This is a genomic window from Pedobacter hiemivivus, from assembly GCF_004331685.1.
GTDB lineage: Bacteria > Bacteroidota > Bacteroidia > Sphingobacteriales > Sphingobacteriaceae > Pedobacter > Pedobacter hiemivivus.
On the sequence record NZ_SJSM01000004.1, the window covers coordinates 333,236 to 351,257 of the forward strand.

17 protein-coding genes and 1 pseudogene are annotated in these 18,022 nt (G+C 41.1%); 2 read left to right on the forward strand and 16 right to left on the reverse strand.

The annotated features are described in order from the left end of the window. Positions 1–35 precede the first annotated feature (35 nt). From EZ444_RS09965 to EZ444_RS10020, 14 genes and pseudogenes are all read right to left on the reverse strand, one after another. Entirely contained in the window at positions 36–1,205 is a 1,170-nt protein-coding gene (locus EZ444_RS09965) for a FecR family protein (RefSeq protein WP_131608579.1), read from the reverse strand. A gap of 107 nt (positions 1,206–1,312) precedes the next feature. Continuing rightward, the gene (locus EZ444_RS09970) at positions 1,313–1,876 is read right to left on the reverse strand and encodes an RNA polymerase sigma factor (RefSeq protein ID WP_131608580.1); all 564 of its coding nucleotides are present in this window, start codon (positions 1,874–1,876) and stop codon (positions 1,313–1,315) included. A gap of 553 nt (positions 1,877–2,429) precedes the next feature. Next, positions 2,430–3,935: a TlpA disulfide reductase family protein gene (locus EZ444_RS09975; RefSeq protein ID WP_131608581.1), complete on the reverse strand. Its 1,506-nt coding sequence runs from the start codon at positions 3,933–3,935 to the stop codon at positions 2,430–2,432. A 34-nt stretch (positions 3,936–3,969) separates the two neighbouring features. Continuing rightward, positions 3,970–5,571 (reverse strand): RagB/SusD family nutrient uptake outer membrane protein, encoded by a 1,602-nt coding sequence (locus EZ444_RS09980; protein WP_131608582.1) that lies wholly within the window; start codon positions 5,569–5,571, stop codon positions 3,970–3,972. 20 nt (positions 5,572–5,591) lie between these two features. Continuing rightward, positions 5,592–8,900, reverse strand: coding sequence for a TonB-dependent receptor (locus EZ444_RS09985; RefSeq protein ID WP_165503579.1), 3,309 nt, complete (start codon positions 8,898–8,900; stop codon positions 5,592–5,594). Positions 8,901–9,219: 319 nt separating this feature from the next. After that, positions 9,220–10,410 (reverse strand): FecR family protein, encoded by a 1,191-nt coding sequence (locus tag EZ444_RS09990; RefSeq protein WP_131608584.1) that lies wholly within the window; start codon positions 10,408–10,410, stop codon positions 9,220–9,222. A gap of 95 nt (positions 10,411–10,505) precedes the next feature. After that, positions 10,506–11,081, reverse strand: coding sequence for an RNA polymerase sigma-70 factor (locus EZ444_RS09995; protein ID WP_131608585.1), 576 nt, complete (start codon positions 11,079–11,081; stop codon positions 10,506–10,508). An 86-nt stretch (positions 11,082–11,167) separates the two neighbouring features. Next, positions 11,168–11,350, reverse strand: a complete 183-nt coding sequence (locus EZ444_RS10000) for an arginase family protein (RefSeq protein WP_225874692.1) — start codon at positions 11,348–11,350, stop codon at positions 11,168–11,170. Next, complete coding sequence (locus tag EZ444_RS27740; RefSeq protein ID WP_262711250.1) at positions 11,351–11,476, reverse strand: hypothetical protein; 126 nt, start codon at positions 11,474–11,476, stop codon at positions 11,351–11,353. A 50-nt stretch (positions 11,477–11,526) separates the two neighbouring features. Next, positions 11,527–11,751 (reverse strand): annotated as a pseudogene (locus tag EZ444_RS27850) (DUF5712 family protein); the annotation flags it as partial. Next, positions 11,666–12,076: an RNA polymerase sigma factor gene (locus tag EZ444_RS10005; RefSeq protein ID WP_131608587.1), complete on the reverse strand. Its 411-nt coding sequence runs from the start codon at positions 12,074–12,076 to the stop codon at positions 11,666–11,668. The gene EZ444_RS10005 and the pseudogene EZ444_RS27850, both read right to left, overlap by 86 nt. A gap of 20 nt (positions 12,077–12,096) precedes the next feature. Next, a complete protein-coding gene (locus tag EZ444_RS10010; RefSeq protein ID WP_131608588.1) occupies positions 12,097–12,948 on the reverse strand; it encodes a DUF6929 family protein in 852 nt (283 codons plus the stop codon). A gap of 15 nt (positions 12,949–12,963) precedes the next feature. Further along, positions 12,964–14,244, reverse strand: a complete 1,281-nt coding sequence (locus EZ444_RS10015; RefSeq protein WP_131608589.1) for a type II toxin-antitoxin system HipA family toxin — start codon at positions 14,242–14,244, stop codon at positions 12,964–12,966. Beyond that, complete coding sequence (locus EZ444_RS10020) at positions 14,244–14,591, reverse strand: helix-turn-helix domain-containing protein (protein WP_131608590.1); 348 nt, start codon at positions 14,589–14,591, stop codon at positions 14,244–14,246. The genes EZ444_RS10015 and EZ444_RS10020 overlap by 1 nt, the downstream gene beginning before the upstream one ends. 234 nt (positions 14,592–14,825) lie before the next feature. Between EZ444_RS10020 and EZ444_RS10025 the strand changes: the two genes are divergently transcribed. Beyond that, positions 14,826–15,266 carry a nuclear transport factor 2 family protein gene (locus EZ444_RS10025; protein WP_131608591.1) on the forward strand — a complete coding sequence of 147 codons (441 nt, stop codon included), beginning with the start codon at positions 14,826–14,828 and terminating at the stop codon, positions 15,264–15,266. A gap of 55 nt (positions 15,267–15,321) precedes the next feature. On the opposite strand, the gene EZ444_RS10030 is transcribed toward EZ444_RS10025, so the two are convergent. Continuing rightward, the gene (locus tag EZ444_RS10030) at positions 15,322–16,143 is read right to left on the reverse strand and encodes an alpha/beta fold hydrolase (RefSeq protein WP_131608592.1); all 822 of its coding nucleotides are present in this window, start codon (positions 16,141–16,143) and stop codon (positions 15,322–15,324) included. 133 nt (positions 16,144–16,276) lie between these two features. Between EZ444_RS10030 and EZ444_RS10035 the strand changes: the two genes are divergently transcribed. Continuing rightward, positions 16,277–17,464: a hypothetical protein gene (locus tag EZ444_RS10035; RefSeq protein WP_131608593.1), complete on the forward strand. Its 1,188-nt coding sequence runs from the start codon at positions 16,277–16,279 to the stop codon at positions 17,462–17,464. A gap of 80 nt (positions 17,465–17,544) precedes the next feature. On the opposite strand, the gene EZ444_RS10040 is transcribed toward EZ444_RS10035, so the two are convergent. Then, positions 17,545–17,958 carry a hypothetical protein gene (locus tag EZ444_RS10040; RefSeq protein ID WP_131608594.1) on the reverse strand — a complete coding sequence of 138 codons (414 nt, stop codon included), beginning with the start codon at positions 17,956–17,958 and terminating at the stop codon, positions 17,545–17,547. Positions 17,959–18,022: the final 64 nt, after the last annotated feature.

Consider the following 18,022-nt stretch of genomic DNA (forward strand, 5'->3'; position numbering starts at 1 on the left):
GGTCTTTTTTCAGCAATGACTTTAAGTAGAATTGTCTAATTCGTTACTAAAATCCTCCTTCCTTCGATCTTAAAGTGTACTTTGCCTGTCAGCGCGATGAGTTTTAGCACAGCTGAGATATTTTTTCCACTGGATATGAAGCCGCCCAATGAGATATCCTTAGGCAGGGATTCGTCAAATATGATTTCCACATCATACCAGCGTGCGACTTTGCGCATTTCTGCTCGAAAATCGTTATTGGTAAAAATAAATTCACCATTTTTCCAGGCCATTTCTGTTGATAAATCAGCGTCCTGCACCCGGAGGGAATTGGATTGGATAACGGATTGTTCACCCGGCTTTAGCGTCGCATTCTTTCCGTTCTTCGAACCTATCCGTACAGACCCTTCCAATAGGGTCGTTTTCACCTCTTCTTCTTCCTCGTAGTTATTTACGTTGAAATGGGTTCCTAAGACTTCGACGGTTTGTCGTTTCGTACGGACGAAGAAGGGCATGCGTTTGTCCTGTATTTTCGCTACTTCAAAATAAGCTTCTCCGCTCAATTCAACGCTTCTTTCTTTTCCAATAAACCGGTTTGGATATCGCAATAAGGAACCCGCATTCAGCCATACCTTGGTGCCATCAGGCAGGTTCACCTGGTACTTTCCCCCCCGCGGTGTTTCAATGGTATTGACGCCCACCGGCAATCCTTTTGAGCCATGATCCCCTATGGCTGTGTAAACCAGTTCCCCTTCTCTCGTTTTGCTGATACTTACTCCTGACTCTTTTGCGAATTGCCCCTGGTTCTGGTCAGTCAATTTAATTTGCTTACCATTAGCCAAGGTGAGGATAGCTGTATTTTTCGCAGGAGCAAAGTCAGGTGTTGTGACCAGCAGATCCTGCCTGTCAATCCGGGAGGTAAATAAATAGAGGCCTAGTGCGGTAGTAACCAGCACAGCAACTACGGCTGCCCAGGTTCTCCATGAACTGGTATGTAGTTGGTGGACAGGAATAGCTTTTAAAGATTGGACGCCAGTTGTCTGTACCAGGCGTTCACGGAGCTTGGCATCTATTTGCTCCTTTAGCTGCCTCTCGTGTGTGTGGATCACCACCTCGGTGTCATCGAAGGTATGATACCAGTCGTCTACCAACTGCTTCTCCCCAGGCGATGCCTTTCCATTTATATAATTTTCAATCGCTTTCAGAAGCGGTCTCGAAATCCCCATTTATACTTGTTTGTATGTTAAGTACAACTTCTCGGGCATTACACCTACGCCGAAATGATTTTTTTTTAAAATAAAGGAATGCACTAGGACAGCAGAGTTCCTGTGAGCTAAAACAGGAAAGAATTCAGATTTTTAAGGACGAGGCGCAAACGGGTCAGGGCTTTGTTTAATTGGTTCTCCACCGTACTTTGGGAAATACTTAGTTCGGCGGCAATTTCCTTTGCAGATTTATTTTCGTTGCGGCTATATTTAAAAATCAGTTTGCAACGGTCGGGTAGGTTTTCGATTTCTTCCTCCATCAACTTAAGTATGTTTTTAAAATGGAGGGCATCACTCGCGTCGTTAAAGTTTCCTAAATAGCTTGCCGGTGCTAGCAACTCGAATGTGCTGGCAAGCTTTTCACGGCGGATCAGTTCAATGATCCGGTATTTGATCGAAACTGCAAGATAGGATTTCAAATTTTCAACAACAACCTTTTCCCGGTTGACCCAAAGGCTGGCGAAGGTATCATGCACCAGGTCCTGCGCGGTTTCGAGATTGCGCAGCCTGTTATAGGCAATGAAATAAACGGTTTGCCAATACCGATTATAGATTTCGGTATAGGCGCCTTCATTACCCTCCTTCAATAAAGAGCAAAGCTCCGTATCACTGAATATTTTATAACTATTCATCCCGTAGTTGCATCTGATACCTGGTTATGAATGCAAAACTATATAATTAAGTTGGTTTAAATAAGTCAATTCTAAACGAGCAGCTGATCGGTATAATGGCAAAGCCTGTACCCGATCCAGTTCAGTTTGTGAACGGCTTCCGTCTTAATTTCCTCTAATAATTTCTAAAATTTTCTCCGTTCAGTTATGATTGTCTCTTCCTGTCACTAGTAATACTTTCTTTCAATTTGTGATAAAGATGGATGATTTGAGGGTTAGTTATATATGTGTAAAAAGTGCAGTGGGAATCCCAAATCAATCTGATCATATAGCTTAAAGCCGAAGTCTTTATACCAGTTCAGATTGCTTTAATCATATAGGGTAGATTTTGGCAAGTATTAAATATTAAACAATAAGTATTTTTAACAATTAAAATACCTCAGAAAGCCTATCCAGACTTTCTGAGGCAATTAACTAATCCTAAATTTACTCTTACGAGTTTCAAAAACGCATGAGATAACCATCTTCATGCCTATCGATCTAATGATTAAGTATTAGATTTTTTAATTTATATTTAACCTTTTTTACCTGTTAACAACATTTCAATCATCAGCTCCAGATCCTCTTCACTATCGGCTTCCGTTCTGAAATTAGAAAAAATAAGGCGACCATCTCTATCGATCAGGAAGTTCATCGGCGCAGCATTGCGGTTATCCAGGTTTCCTTTTACCCGTCCTTCTACATCCTCTAAAGGTGTGAAGCTATAGCCGCTGTTTTTCATAAATGGGATCACATAATCGTTTTGTTTGGAAACGACATTGATGCCTAAATATTCAAGATCCTGACCTTTGAACTTTTTTACTACATTTTCGAAGTGCGGAAACTCTGCCCTACACGGACCACACCCTGGGAACCAATAAGTTAACAACACCACTTTCCCCTTGTAATCAGCAAGTGAAGCTGCCCCTGGCGTCAGGTAACGTTTTAAACCATTAAATGGCGTCGCAACTTGTGAAACTGCCTCCAAATGTCTCCAGATATCGGCATCAATCACGATTTCATTTTTCCCCAGTTTAATACCGTAGTCGGTTATTGTGGTTTTTAGTGCAACTGCGGGGGTTTTAGCAAATGTGACGATTAAGCTGTCATAAGCTGCTTTGGTATTTCCAGACAGTTCATTGGCCTTTGCTTTTAGCAGGACTAGATCTGTTTTAAATGACGAATACTTGGACAGCTTTAACTGGTTCAATACAGCCAAAGCTTCTACGCCATTTTTCTGGTCCATCAGCATCCGGGCTTTGGCTACGATTTGCGCCTGCAATACAAGAGCAGACCATTGTTTCTTCTCCGATTTCTCGTCTTTGGCCATTTCCTGTGCCAGTGCTACTGCCTTTTGGGGATCTTCGGCAAGCAGGATCTCAAAATAACCAGACATTCCGCTAGCCGACCAGTTGAACTTTTCGGGCGCATAACTGTTGTGTAGCAGCTCATAATATTTCAATTTGTCGGCTGTTTTTTTGGATTTGGTAGCTAACCAGTACAAGGCTTGTGCCCCCCGTTCATGGGCAGGAAAACGTTTGGCCACATCAAGGCTCATTGCCCTCCATTTTGCTTCATCGGTATTACCGAATGAAGATGCATAATAAAATGCATAAGTTGGATTGGAAGGGTCTGATGCTGCAGCCTTGGCCAGGTAGCTGGCTGATAATTTAAAATCGCCCCACCGTTCTCCATCCGACCATAATCCTCCCCAGGCTTCGGTAAACTTAGGGTCAATGGCTACAGCCTTTAACAGATATGGCTTGGCTTTGGGGCGCTCCTCATCCAGATAGGCCTTTGCAATGGAATAAGCGACCATGGCCGATTTTGGATATTTATCCATCCAAACCTTGTATTGCTTTTCCAATTCCGGGTTATTAATCCCCATGGCTTTGATATAGGACTGGTGTGTCTTTAGGCTATCAGGTGCTGCTTCTACATTAGCCTTCAACTTTTTGATCTCCTGAGAAAAAGCAGGCTGCCAAATATTTAAGAGGATTATGAGCAGCGCTAATGCTACATATTTTACATTTGTTTTCATAATTTTTATTTTATTGGATGATAAACTCAGGAACTTACTGCTCCCAACCCGTATTTTGAACCAACGGTGTTGAGGCAGGATATTTGATAATCTCAGTATAAGGTATTGGGAACAGGTTCATCTTATCCGCAAACTGACGTTGTGCATTAACCGCAACAGGTGTGTAAGTATGCGGGCCTGCAAGCGTTCCACCAATGGTTACGCCAGTGAGGCTGGCGGCTCCACGTGTTTGTGGGCCGATCTTCCAGCGATTGATATCCCAAAGACGTAATCCTTCAAAAGCGAGTTCGACAAAGCGCTCATGCCGAAGTTTATCCATTGTAAAACTGATCGCCGGAATGGCCGGCATATTAACCGAGGTGCGTGCCCTTACTTTATTTACATAAGTACGAGCCTCTTCGATATTGCCCAGATTATACTGCGCTTCGGCATAATTTAATAATACCTCCGCATAACGGATCATGATAAAATTCTGACCACTAAAGTTCAGGGTCTGATTGGGGTCATAAGTTGGATCTAAACCTTTTCTGATATAATATCCCGTAGCAGAGGGTCTAGTGGCAGGATTAGCCGTACTACCCACAAACATATTGACAGGAAGACCATATAAAACCGTTCCATCGTGAACAATGCTGGCATCAAACCTAGGATCTCTGTTGGCATAAGGATCCGCTTTATGAACAGGATTATTCCAATCGAAAGTGGTTCCATCCTTCATTTCATATGCATCTACTAGAGCTCCATTCGGGTTGATTGCGCCGCTACTTCTTCCGGTATAATTGGGAGGAAGCGTACTGTTATCAAAAGATGTGTTCTGATTTGTGGAGGATAAGGCAAGATATTCTTTATCGAGAATTACTTCCGAATTGTATTCATTTGCAGTATAGAACATTGATTGATAATCAGGATACAAACTATACAAATTGAGCTGCATCACTGCAGTTGCAGCGTCGGCCGCTTTTTGCCATTGCCCCCCATATAGATACGTACGGCACATTAAAGCCAGAGCTGCGCCTTTGGTGGCCCGGCCCCTGTCATTGCCAGTGTAAGACTTTGGCAGCATATCGGATGCAGCCTGCAGCTCAGCAGTGATAAAATTAATACATTCAGTATCCGAGCCACGCGGTATATACAGATTATCGGTTGTATTGAGTGTTTTAGTTAGGATCGGAAACCTGCCGAAATAATTATACAAATAATGATAATACAACGCCCTTAAAAACCGAACCTCGCCTGTGAACCTGTTTTTTAAACCCGCACTAGCGTTTAGAGATCCGATATTATCCAGAAACACGTTACAGTTACGGATCTGTGCATAATACGCATTCCACAAACTGTTAAATGGGGCATTGGTGGCATTATTCGTATTTGTATTATAGGTATAAGAAGCAACGAAGGTACGATTATCTGTACTTTCATCCGTATAATTGCTCAAAGCATCAAAACTCGACGCACTTTCATATTCACTTGGCATCCCCCGGTAAATATTGCTAACATATAATTTTACCAGTGTGCTGTCTTTCCACACGGTCGCATCAGAATATTGGCTTAGCGGCTGACTATCCAGTAAATCCTTTTTACAAGCGCTGAAGGCTATAATAAGCAGGCCGCTCAGCATATAACAAATCTTTTTCATATTTTCTTCTGTTTAACTGGCTAATTAAATTTCACATTTACCCCAACATTATACAATTTCATTAAAGGTGTCGCGAACAAACCACTTTCGGGGTCGGCAAAGTCTTTTAAATGCGAAAGCGTGAACAGATTGGTACCGCTTACAAACAAGCGGGCATTTCCGATACTCAATTTGCTGAGCCATTCTTTTGGTAATGTATAACCCAATTCAAGGCTCTTCATCCGCATATAAGCGCCGTTTCTAACCTGCAGGCTGGAGTTATCAAAATTACTGACATTTGTTAAACGGGGATGGGAAGCGCCCGGATTGGTCGGTGTCCAGCTATCAGTAGCCCATGGAAACAGGTTTGACCGAATGATGTTTAAATTCAAAACATTCTGTACCTGTAAGGCACCCTGAAATATCATGTTAACATCAAAATTTTTGTACTTAGCCCCGGTATTTAAGCCTAAAATAATATGCGGTGTTAGGCCGCTAGAAAGCAGTACTTTATCACTTGCCGTGATTTTTCCATCCTGGTTAACATCCACATACTTGATATCGCCTGGTTTGGTGGCAGGACTAAGTGGTGTTGGGCCGCTGGTAATTTCTGCCATGCTTTGGTATAATCCATTGGCGAGATAGCCTACCACCGGATTTAGGCTCACTGATTTTCCGGTAAGACGTGTTGCATCAGGTGTGCTTGCGGCTTCCGGGTAATAAATCACTTTACTTTTATTAAAAGTAATATTTGGCTTAGCATAATAGCTTACCTGCCCGATCGTATTTTGATGGGTAAGCTCAATTTCAAAACCGCTATTATCAACAATACCATAATTGCCGATAGGCAGGGTGCCGCCTAACACACCTGGAACCGCCTCAGCGGGGGTAGAAAGAATATTACTAGTTCGTTTATAAAAGTAATCTGCGTTGATCCCTAAAAGGTTATTCCATAAGGCAGCTTCCAATCCAATGTCTGTAGTTGTAGCCGTTTCCCAGGTAAAAACCTGATTGGGAATTACCCCAGGCACTAAAACTTGCCCGGATATACCACCGAAACCATAGCTGTTTGAAGGGATCGAATAGGTACTTAGATATTGAAAGGCACCGCCGGCATCATTTCCTGCTTTACCCCAACTGCCCCTGATCTTCAGGTTACTTACAAAACTGAAATGATCTTTGATGAACTTTTCCTCTGATAAACGCCAACCTATCGAAACTGCGGGGAAGAAGCCATAACGATGGTCTGGAGGGAACAGATCTGATCCATCGTACCTTGAACTGAACTCAAACAAGTATTTTTCCTTATAATTATAAGTCAACCTACCAACAATGCTTCTTCTTCCGTTCTGGAGAGCCGTATTACCGTTGGTGGCTCCAGTGGTATTACCAAGGCTTAGCTGGTCAAGCGCCGGCGAAGGAAAATTGACGCGCTTCGCATTCAAACCTTCGGCCATATTACTTGTTTCTGTATATAGCAGCAAGGCGCTTACATTGTGATCCTGCAAAAAGGTACGATTGTAATTGAGCGAAAACTCTGAAGTAATGCTCTGAATCCTGGTCATGGCCTCTGTAAGCGAGGCAGTTGCTGACGCTACACTTGCCGGTATCGTCCGTGTATTATCATCATTCAGTAAATAAGAAGTATACGGTTTAACAAAAACCTTGGTAAAACCAGTGGTGATATCAAAACTGTATAAACCTTTGATGGCAAGTCCTGGAATAAAAGGCACTTTATAAGAAAGTGTTGCAGAACTTTCTAAAATATCTGTGGTTCCATTGTTGTAGCCCCCCTGCCCCGTAGCATCCAGGTAAACATTCCCACCCGTGGCCGGGAAATAGACGTATTTACCATCGGTGTATTGTACCGGTGACAATGGAGATTGTGAAATGGTATAATTATTAGGCCCGCTAAACTTATCAATATTATTGGAGACTTGCCTGCGGCCGGAAATATTTAAGGTAAAATCAAAGTTATTAGCTATTTTTCCATCTAGGTTAGCCCTGATATTATAACGCTTAAAATCAGAAGCGGCCCAGAAACCATTCTGTTGCAGATAGCCCCCCGACACAAAATAGCGGCTCTTTGGTGTGCCACCGCTAACAGAAACATTGTGTGATTGTTGGTTAGGAGAGGTACCATAAAATAGTTTATACCAATTGGTATTGGCATAGCGGTTAGGATCAGAGCCGCTTTGTATTGCTGCAAGCGCCTCGGCGTTAAAACCCCTAGTTCCAAAATAAGTAGGGGCAAAAGTGCCATCATTCTGGTAAGCCAAATTGGTTAATGAGGCAAAAGTATAGGCATCGTTAGTCTTAGTGATCTTAGAGGCTTCCTGCACGCCGAAATTACCGGTATAAGAGATTGTGGTATTACCATCGTCGCCACGCTTGGTTGTGATCAGCAAGGCACCGTTAGCTGCTCGTGCGCCATACACAGCGGTCGCAGCAGCGTCTTTTAATACAGAAACACTGGCAATATCATTGGGGTCAATATAAGAAAGGCTGGCCCGAACAATCCCGTCAATAACAATCAGCGGACCGTTATTATTTGTTGTCCCGGTGGCTCCGTTTATCGTACTAAAGCCCCTAACAGTTAGTGTAGCCGCATCCTGTCCCGGCTCGCCCGAGGTATTAAATGCGGTTATACCCGGCAACACACCAGCCAGCTTTTGAGACAGGTTCGGAGATTGGTTTCTTTGTAGCTCCTCACCCGAAACCTGTGAAACAGCTGATGTCATGGTGGCTTTTTGTTGCACACCATAACCCACCACCATTACTTCTTCCAGTTTATTATCTGAAAGCAACAATACAATATCTCCCAAATCTTTTGCGGCATTCAATTCTTTTGGAACATAACCAACGTAAGCAATTATCAATACTGCGTTCTCATTTATGTTCCTTAAGAGGAATTCGCCCCGTTCATTGGTTACTACAGATTGACTGCTTCCCTTTACTTTGATTGTTGCTCCGGGCAGCGGATTTTTCTGCTGATCCAGGATACGACCTTTGACATCGATGTTTTGAAATCGGGCAATGATATTATCCAAAATCGAAGGTGTTTTCTTTTCTAAAATCACGGTATTCTTCTTGATTGCATAGCTGATCTTTTGATCGGTCAAAACAGATTTCAATGCCTCATCAATTGAAGCATCCTTAAGATTTACATTTATCCTGGTAGCATTTTTTAGCAAATCCGCATCATACAATATGTTGTATCCAGACTGTACGCGTATCTCTCTCAGCGCCTCCTTTAGAAGCATCCTTTTGTTTAGCGTTACCTTCTGCGCAAATCCCGCTGCACTTACCTGCATTAAGCAGGCAAAGAGCAAAACTATGATCAATTTCATAATCAATAGTAGTTTAGTTGGCAGCCAAAAAGTTAGCATGCCAATATTAAAAGCATATTTTTTCATTACTTTTACTTTGGTTTGAGTTGATTGGTAATAGTTGACAAAATTGTTCTTCGGATTCCTCCAAGGAATCCGGAAAGGTTAACTCAAGCTTCTGCCGGGTTGGTGTGTCGAGCACCTACCCGGCTTCTTATTGAACAACCAGTAATTCCCTTAGCTTTTCGGTCGTAAAGATTTTCTCATGTGGTCTTTTAAGTTTCGTTAATATATTAGATTAGTTACAGGGATGGTTAATCCCATTGTCGATGATTCAATTTCAGTTATTGTCTTTCCCTGGCATTACAACGATTTGTTTACCATTTATCTTAAATTTCACAACTTTCGTGCTTTCCAGCATTTCTAATACTGTTGATACATTCTTAAACTTGGACACCGTTCCTTCAATTGTCTTCTGCTCTACATTGCCCTGGTAAATCACATCAACATCGTACCAGCGTGAAACCTCTCGCATAATGCTTTTGATATTCTCATTTTCAAACATGAAGTAACCGTTCTTCCAGGCCAGGGCCTGTTCAGTATTCGCAGGTAATACTTTTATGGTATTATTTGCCAGAACAGACTGTTCACCCGGTTTTAGCACCGTTGCCTTTTCACCCTCTGAAAGAGCCTCCCCTTGTGTGTAGAATGGGCTAACTTTCACTCTACCCTCAAACAAAGTGGTCTTTACGCTTTCCTCCTCGGGATATGCATTAATATTAAAATGCGTACCCAATACTTCTACATCCTGACCTTTGGTCTTTACTATAAATTGATGGAGTTTATCTTTTGCCACTGCGAAATAAGCCTCCCCAGTCAATTCCACCTTTCTTGAACCTGTTTTAGCAAAAAATGCCGGATATGTTAAAGATGAAGCTGAATTCAGCCAAACCCTTGTTCCGTCAGGCAACTCCAAAACCCATTGTTCTCCTCTAGCTGTCGTCATGGTATTATTCTTACCGGCTTCATTAGCTCTAACTCCAACTACTTTGTATACTACTTGTCCATCTTCGGTTTTACTGATGCTTACTCCAGCTTCATTAGCAAGCTGACCTTTCACTGCATCTGATAATAAGATCTTTTTCCCATCGGCCAAAGTTAGTGTAGCCCCATTTTTACCAGGCCCAACACCCTGCATCACTAAATTATCAATGTCCAAGTGCTTATCATTTCTATAGTTAAAGAAGTAAACTCCCAAAATAATAAAAGCAACCGCAGCAGCAATGGCTACAATACGAGGCCAAAGCCTTGTAGTTTTAGGTTTCCATTTAGCCTCTCCAAAAACTTGTATTCGGATGTCAGATTTGATTTCATCTTCAATTTGCTGTCTAAACCCTAGATCCAATTTTTCCCATTCTGGATTTTCCTTAGCGAAAGTACCCAAGTGATAGAGGAATAGTTGTTTCTGCTGATCAGTTGCCAGTCCTTCGGAGACTTTACTTGCAATAGCGATGAATTCTTCTTTTTGCATTACCCAATTGTTAATATAGTGTAAAGCACAAAAACAGGGTCTTACCCTAAGTCTAAAATAAAAATAACGCCAAATATTTTACAACTAACTGATTATCAGATCAAAAAATATAAGAAAATATGCCCTTTGCCCAACTTTTCTTTTAATTTCTTAAGCGCAGAAGTAATATGAGCCTCTACCGTCTTTTCAGTAATCCCTAGTTTAACGGCAATTTCTCGATTAGACAACTGATTAAAACGGCTCAACCTGAAAATTTCCTGGCAGCGCTCTGGCAGCTCAGTCGTCAATGAAAGAATGAGGTCATTCAACTGGCGAACTTCCATCAACACACTATTGTCTTCAGAAGCCATTTGTTGTTTCGAAAGACCAGCAAAAAAAACTTCTTTCACCTTATTTTCCCTAAAATAATTGGCAGTTTTAAATTTGACAGCAGTAAGCAGATAACCCCGGCAGGATGTCAGGTTCCATTGTTCCCGATGTTCCCAAAACCACACGAAAATGTCCTGAACAATATCTTTACTTTGCTGAGGATCCCGAAGGATATTATAGGCCATCGCATAAACTGTTTGAAAATGTCTTGAGTACAACTCTTCAAAAGCTAAGTAGTCGCCCTTCTTGATCATTTGGAGCAAAATTTCTTCACTTTCGGTTTTTAGAAGTTTAACAGACATACGATGGTTTCTATGTTACAAATTTACAGCTTTTTAAGCGCAATGATACTTAATTTCCTGAATAGTACAGCCCACTAATACAAGTATTAGCAGGCGTCTTCTATACAAGGTGTAATTTCTTCCAATATTTCAAAACCAGTTTCAGCCATTTTGTTTCCTTTGGTATCAAGAAGAGGATAAAGTTCTACCGCTTCAAGGCATACAACCTTATTAGAAGCAATGATTTCTTTTATAATAGCCATGATTTCGTACTGATCAAATCCGACTATTTATTCAACTGTTAAAAAGTTGATGGGAGATTCTACAAAAAAGTCCCCCTGCTTTTTGATCCAGTCCCGGTTCAGCCCCATCATGATCGTCCGGCTGGCCTCTGTAGCATCAGTAAGGTCGTCCATACTGTCTGGATCAAGTGGATTACAGCGGTGTGTTCTGCTGAGGTCATCAAAATTTCCCGCAAGGCTAACCTTTCGGCCAGTCCACCATTTGCCATTGTATTAACATATTGGAAAGTATCAGTGAGTGGGCGATTAAAGCCAAACATTTGATCGAATACCTGTTCTCCAGAGCTTTTGAAAGCTACTTTATTAAACTGGTAGAGACTCGATCTCTGCTGCCAGTATTTCCATGACATCAGTTTTAACGACTTCATAAAAAATGCCCTCCTCACCATGCTCTAATTGCCTGTAGGTATACTCCTGGGCAGCGGTCTTAACTTTCAGTTTTCGAAAATAGTCCATACAAGCATTTCGGCAACTGATGTATAGAAATGCTTTTACATTTTGAGCGGTCTCTATTTGCCGGTCACCTTTCCAGAGTTTCAAAAAGCAATCCGCAACAATATCCTCTGCTTCTGCTTCATCTCCAATCAAACGTTCGGCAAAGTAGCATAAAGCTTTATAATGAAGATCAAAGAAATAAGCTAGCGCATCAGGATCCCCCTGTTTAAAGCATTGAACCCAGTAATATTCGTCTTGATCTTTTATTCTATTTTTCATTATTCTGGAACATCACAGGGCTAATATCTATAATTATCCGCTAATTCAAGAGATAATAGGTAAATATCTGCCCCCAACTGATCGCTATCATTATCTTCACACAACAGGAATGATAGTTCATTCCCCGAGTTATGCTGTAAAGTGAGCCCCTCAAATTTATGTCGGTCTGAGATTTCTTTTGTGAATACCACTTTCATTGTTTTAACATCTATACAGCCAATGATACTTCCTAAAACTTCACCGTCATTATAGGTCGAATTCGTATTTTCCGCTGCTGCTAAAAAGTAAAATTTATCCCCCACTTCTATGGCATCCGTAAAACTAGCCTGGATACCTCTAATTTCAGGGAGCTTTAATTCGGCAAATGTAATTTTAGTGTTTCCAGTTAAATCCTTACCATGGACCGTAAAAACAATATTTCTTCCGGTGTTTCCATTCCCGCGGTTAAAGAAATACCAAGTATCTCCGGTACGAACCACCCCTTCTATATTAAAGTTTTCGGTATTCAATCCAGCTAATACCTGCATGTTTTTATATAATGCAGATAAATCAAGAACAGAAATCCTTTCTTTAGTCGTTGAATTTAACTGAACCATTTTGGTTCGATTCTCGGTAGATCCGGATCCGAAAAGATAAAATGAATCACCATAAAAAGTCATTGCTTCAAAATCTGGCTTCAGTTTCTTCATTATATTTTCAGCTGGGTATTCACTAAGTGCATAACGTTTTAAAGCAGACGATTTGAGTTCATATTCATAGAAATAAGAACTGTTATCACCAATTACATAAAGCGAATTGTCCTTTAAAAACAATCCAGATGAAGAACCTATTCCTATAATGTGAAATAACAATTCAATTGTAAACCTATTCATTGATCTCTCATTTTACTATAGCTTTAAAAGTGTTGTCTTTATGCCTTCTCTTAACTTTTCACTAACCTTTGCCAGATCTGCATAAACCTCCCAATTATCGACCTTATCCTGGATTTCTGCTACTATTGACTCAGCTGACTTGATATTCATTTTCCGTGCCACCTCCAATAAATCTGCACGTACAATCCCATCCCTTTTTCCGTTGAGCATTAGAGATTGCGTGCTTACCCACACACTTCCAGGTCTATAAGCGTGGCATACATCATATGCGGGTGACAATGCCCATTCACCCCTTTTATCCATTATAAAGGCAAAGTTTTTAGAATGATCATCACAGTTCCTGGCAATCACATTGAATACCATCCTCCTAAAAAGCTGTTCTGCCTGCGGATAGGGTAAACGTAATACCCTCATGGTCTGAAACAACTGTTCATAACTGTATAACCCCACGTTATTAAAGTCAAGGTGCTCCATTGCGCACCAGGTCTGTACGTGTTGTTTATCTGGACTGCGATCAAACCTTTTAGTCATAAAGTGCGCCCTTTCATTTTCCTCCAAGAGTCTACACTCAGTCATTTCAATTCCACTGGCAACTGCCATGAGGTGATAGGCATACTCAACCCTGCCAAAACCATAAGTAGCACCAAACTGGCTGTCGTGGACACCATCAAACTTGATCAGCCAATGGGCAAATCCTTCTGGTGCCTTTGCCTGTCCTGAACGAACTTCTTTAGTCTGTTCATTATAGGCAATCAGGGCTTTTGCCCTTGCCCCACCAGCAGAGGTTCCTATGCGAAGAATATCCATTAGCGCCTTTTGCTCGTCGGCATTCATATCAACCAAAAAATCCTGACGGCCCTGCAAGATCTTTCCAGCAATATGTACAAGTCCTTCAATTTCGATCTTGGTAGCCCGATCTGCAGTTCCTGCTGTTGCCGGTTCAAACTCCAACGCCCCCATCCCCCGCTTACCAACAAAACAGAGCATTTCTACTGGATTCATACTATCTGCTCGACGACCATTGGCCACAAGCCAGGCGTTGATCAATGCATTACCATATTTATCGGGAAGAATATCTGCCAACAGTCCGGGCAGTCCTTTAAATGTATTATTTCTTGCGAGCTCTGGGAAGGAATAAATACGTCCCTGCGTCCCAATAGGCATTTTTATTGGTGCAATATCCAGATTTTTACTTATAAAATCTGGATCATACTCAAAACTTGCCAACTGACTGTTTTCATCCCAAAGCACCGCACCCACGCGTTTATTCCAAAGATTTATTATTGCTGTGGTCATTACCAGTCGGATTGTAATTTATCTTCCGGGGGCTTGTTACCGCTTGCCCTTCTCTTCTTTTTCATGGATAATTCTGCCATTTTTATTGGGCTGACCTGCCTTGTAAATTTCATATTTTCCAAAACCCTAAGCTTTCCCAGCGCACGGAGAATCTGAATAAGCGACAAGAGATTTATGGAGTCTCCTCTTTCCGCTTTTATTAGCGTTGTCCTATCTACACCAGCTCTTTCTGCGACAACATTTTGGGTGAGATCAAGCTCAAGCCTTGTCCCTTTCAAAAACTCCCCAATCTGACTTAGGTACTCCAAGTCACTCTTGGCATTTATTTCAAAATCGGATATATCCATCTTTAACACTTAAATACCATGCTAATGTCGGTATTTTTCAACACAAATGCAAATTTCAAATTAACATTACAAATGAGTAGTCTTTTTCCAACATTAAATCCTAAAATACCACACAAAGTAGAGATTAAGCAACTTATGCCTCCCATAGATATTCCGTTGCATAAAAAATATCACACTGCCATAAGGTTGTCAGTGGAGCCTGTTTTCTTTGTTTCGTAAATAAACATATCAACCATGCTCCAGACACAAACTATTCAAACACGAGAAATCGTCCACAACTTTTATAAGGCATTATCATATAGAGAATTAGAAACATTAGCTCAATTGTTTGCGGAATCGATCGACTGGGATATTCCGGGTAATGAAGAACTTGCACCCTGGTTAGGCAAACGTACAAAGCGAAATGAAGTAAAGGAATTTTTTAAGCTGCTCTGGCAAAGTGTTGAACCCATATCCGCGCAAATAGAGCATATCCTGGTAGAGGATGATTTTGCAATAGCTACAGGTCATTTCAGCTCCAAAATGAACCGTTCTGGACAAATTTTTTCATCCATGTTTTCTGCACATTTTACAGTGAGAGATTCATTGATTGTCCGCTATCGCTTACAAGAAGACAGTCACGGACTCGTCGAAGCATTGATGTTACCGATACCCCTTTCTCTATCAGTGCTTTAATTTTAATAAAAAGCATAAATTCCCTATAAAACATATTACAGGGAATTCACTCGTGCTATAATTTGATGAAAGCCAAGAGATCCTTATTTATGGTTGCAGCTTCTGTCGTTGGCATTCCATGAGGGAAGCCAGGATAAGAAACAAGCTTTCCATTTTTTAAAAGTTTTACTGCCTTTGCTCCGGTAAGTGGGAATGGAACAATCTGGTCGTCTTCACCGTGCATAACCAGTACAGGAACATCCACACTTTTAAGATCTTCAGTAAAATCTGTTTCTGAAAAAGCCTTTATGCAGTCTACATGGGCTTTTACACCGCCCATCATTCCCTGACGCCACCAATTATCCCGAACTCCCTGAGATATTTTCGCCCCTTCACGGTTGTACCCATAAAACGGAAGGGTGAAATCTTGAAAATATTGAGCTCTATTATAGGCCGTACCTTCCCGTATTTCATCAAATACAGACAAGGGAATACCGTCCGGATTATTTTCGTTTTGTACCATAATCGGAGGTACAGCACTAATCAGTACTGCCTTGGCTACACGACCTTTACCATGTTTTGCAACATAGCGAATCACTTCGCCACCACCGGTCGAATGACCGATATGTATTGCATCCTTTAGATCAAGTGCTTGAGTCAGTTCAGCCACATCAGCGGCATAAGTATCCATATCATGTCCATCGGCTGTTTGACTAGATCTTCCATGCCCCCTCCGATCATGTGCGATCACTCTAAATCCCTTTTCAAGGAAAAACATCATTTGTCCATCCCAGTCATCGCCTGATAAAGGCCATCCATGATGAAAAAAAAGAGGTTGCCCCTTTCCCCAGTCTTTATAATAGATTTCTGTTCCGTCTTTTACCGTGATTGTACTCATTTTAATTGATTTTATGGTGACTAATTCGATTTCGGGAGTATAACAAAGCGATCGAACAATTTGTTTTTCAGACCATTTGGATTTCTTTCTGCTTATAAATTAAAGCACTATCTTCAAAGCTTTAAACGATCAGATGAAAAACGCATTCTTCACAATTACTGTTTTACTGGCATTTAGCTTACCACTTAGTGTTAATGCCCAACTTGACCTCAGCTTCCTTGTCGAGACGAACCGCCTCCCTGAGGGGATGCCAAAGATCACTAAATGGCTGGGGATCGGTATGTCCAGGGTCTTTATATCGGGGCTTCAGAAATCCGATTCTCAAAGGGGCGACCAGAAGTTCTTAAGCTTCCAAAAAACTGGAGCACTTCCTTTAACAACAAGCTTTCCTTTAACAGGTATTACCCTTTCCCAATCTGGGATTCCAAACGTGAAGTATCCCAGGATTGGAAAATCTAAAACTATTTCATTAACCTACTCCTATGAAATGCAGGCTTATTTTGCCTACTCCCCCGACAGATTCATTTATAACGACAGGCAATATGCGTTCATTTTGGCTTGCAGCGTAATGCGCCTTGATGACACCCAAATACTGGCCCAAACTTTCAACTTTATGCTTGAAGGAGAGGCTAATCAAAAAGCTCATGAGTTTATCAAACGCATTAATACTGTAAATAAAACAGCTATAACCGTTCCATCAGGAGAAGTTGATATCAACAAATTGACCACACTATTATATAATCAATTTACAAAGGGAAAGATAAGGGAAGTAATGTTCCGCACCTTTATACTAGGGAAAGACAACAAAGCTACCGACCGACAACTCAACCTCTTTTTTAGAAGCATGAGTAATTTCAGCAATGATGATGTTAACAGAAAATTAGAGGACATGAATGACCCTAAGATCAACATCAATATGGGGGAAATTTCCAGGCTTTTGTTACCATCTAAATGGGCAAGTCCTCTAGCTACCAAACCTGTTGATAGTCTTATAGCCTTCGAATTTCAATACGCTAAGGCAAACTTTACATTGGCCCAAAAGAAACTTACCCTTACTTTCAATGGCAAGTCCAATCAGCCCGGCAAATTCATAGGTAGTAAAGAGTTCCGCTTTGATCACAAAAAAGGAATGGGAACCTGGCAATCTATTTACAAGCCAAATGAGGGAATCACGCTCTCTGAGATCTCGATAGAGCTTGCTGAAACCGGTATTCAAATTCTTGGCCGTAGCGCTAATGATCGCCAGTTTTTGTTACAGTCCATCATCTGGCCCAAAGACTTTGAAAAAGCCAATCTTTATTCATGGAAAGAGACTCCTTAATCGTACATCTTGAGCCTCTTAATAGTTCTTCAATTTGCGGGGTAAAAAGCAGAATAGCTTGAAAACCAACTTATCCATAATTAATGATACACTTTATCATTTGTAAGATCAATGAAGGTATTACCCATAATCCCGTAAAAAATAAGTTGATTTGAATTCATTTCTATGTAGCCAAACTCTTTTAAAGGAGTCACCTTTATTGGTGTATATCTAAAGTTTTTTTTATTGACAAACAAAGGCGCTAAATAATCCGAACCTTCCTTTTTCAAAAGTGAGCGTTTGTTCTGGTGATTATTCAAAGCGGCTTTAACGCCAATATTTTTTTTATCCCATGTAGCAATTGAACCGTCGTATAATTTGTAACCGGCGTGATGCCCCCATCCACGATCCTTAAAAAGGACATGAACAGCCTTAATATTATCTTTTGATAAAGGTCGATAACTGGAACAACCTGATAGATAACCTAAACAACATATAAGCAAAAAATATTTCATGTTGTTATTGGGTTGCATCTGTACCTTGAGGAGACTGCGCATTGCCGCAGGAAACAAATAGTAT

What these genes read in the sequence shown, in the direction of transcription:
- EZ444_RS09980 (WP_131608582.1), bottom strand. Translation starts at nt 5,571, where the DNA reads ATGAAAAAGATTTGTTATATGCTGAGCGGCCTGCTTATTATAGCCTTC.
- EZ444_RS27740 (WP_262711250.1), bottom strand. Translation starts at nt 11,476, where the DNA reads ATGGACGACCTTACTGATGCTACAGAGGCCAGCCGGACGATCATGATG.
- EZ444_RS10030 (WP_131608592.1), bottom strand. Translation starts at nt 16,143, where the DNA reads ATGAGTACAATCACGGTAAAAGACGGAACAGAAATCTATTATAAAGAC.
- EZ444_RS10025 (WP_131608591.1), top strand. Translation starts at nt 14,826, where the DNA reads ATGCTCCAGACACAAACTATTCAAACACGAGAAATCGTCCACAACTTT.
- EZ444_RS10005 (WP_131608587.1), bottom strand. Translation starts at nt 12,076, where the DNA reads ATGAAAAATAGAATAAAAGATCAAGACGAATATTACTGGGTTCAATGC.
- EZ444_RS09990 (WP_131608584.1), bottom strand. Translation starts at nt 10,410, where the DNA reads ATGCAAAAAGAAGAATTCATCGCTATTGCAAGTAAAGTCTCCGAAGGA.
- EZ444_RS10040 (WP_131608594.1), bottom strand. Translation starts at nt 17,958, where the DNA reads ATGAAATATTTTTTGCTTATATGTTGTTTAGGTTATCTATCAGGTTGT.
- EZ444_RS10020 (WP_131608590.1), bottom strand. Translation starts at nt 14,591, where the DNA reads ATGGATATATCCGATTTTGAAATAAATGCCAAGAGTGACTTGGAGTAC.
- EZ444_RS10015 (WP_131608589.1), bottom strand. Translation starts at nt 14,244, where the DNA reads ATGACCACAGCAATAATAAATCTTTGGAATAAACGCGTGGGTGCGGTG.
- EZ444_RS09985 (WP_165503579.1), bottom strand. Translation starts at nt 8,900, where the DNA reads ATGAAATTGATCATAGTTTTGCTCTTTGCCTGCTTAATGCAGGTAAGT.
- EZ444_RS10010 (WP_131608588.1), bottom strand. Translation starts at nt 12,948, where the DNA reads ATGAATAGGTTTACAATTGAATTGTTATTTCACATTATAGGAATAGGT.
- EZ444_RS09975 (WP_131608581.1), bottom strand. Translation starts at nt 3,935, where the DNA reads ATGAAAACAAATGTAAAATATGTAGCATTAGCGCTGCTCATAATCCTC.
- EZ444_RS09995 (WP_131608585.1), bottom strand. Translation starts at nt 11,081, where the DNA reads ATGTCTGTTAAACTTCTAAAAACCGAAAGTGAAGAAATTTTGCTCCAA.
- EZ444_RS09970 (WP_131608580.1), bottom strand. Translation starts at nt 1,876, where the DNA reads ATGAATAGTTATAAAATATTCAGTGATACGGAGCTTTGCTCTTTATTG.
- EZ444_RS09965 (WP_131608579.1), bottom strand. Translation starts at nt 1,205, where the DNA reads ATGGGGATTTCGAGACCGCTTCTGAAAGCGATTGAAAATTATATAAAT.
- EZ444_RS10035 (WP_131608593.1), top strand. Translation starts at nt 16,277, where the DNA reads ATGAAAAACGCATTCTTCACAATTACTGTTTTACTGGCATTTAGCTTA.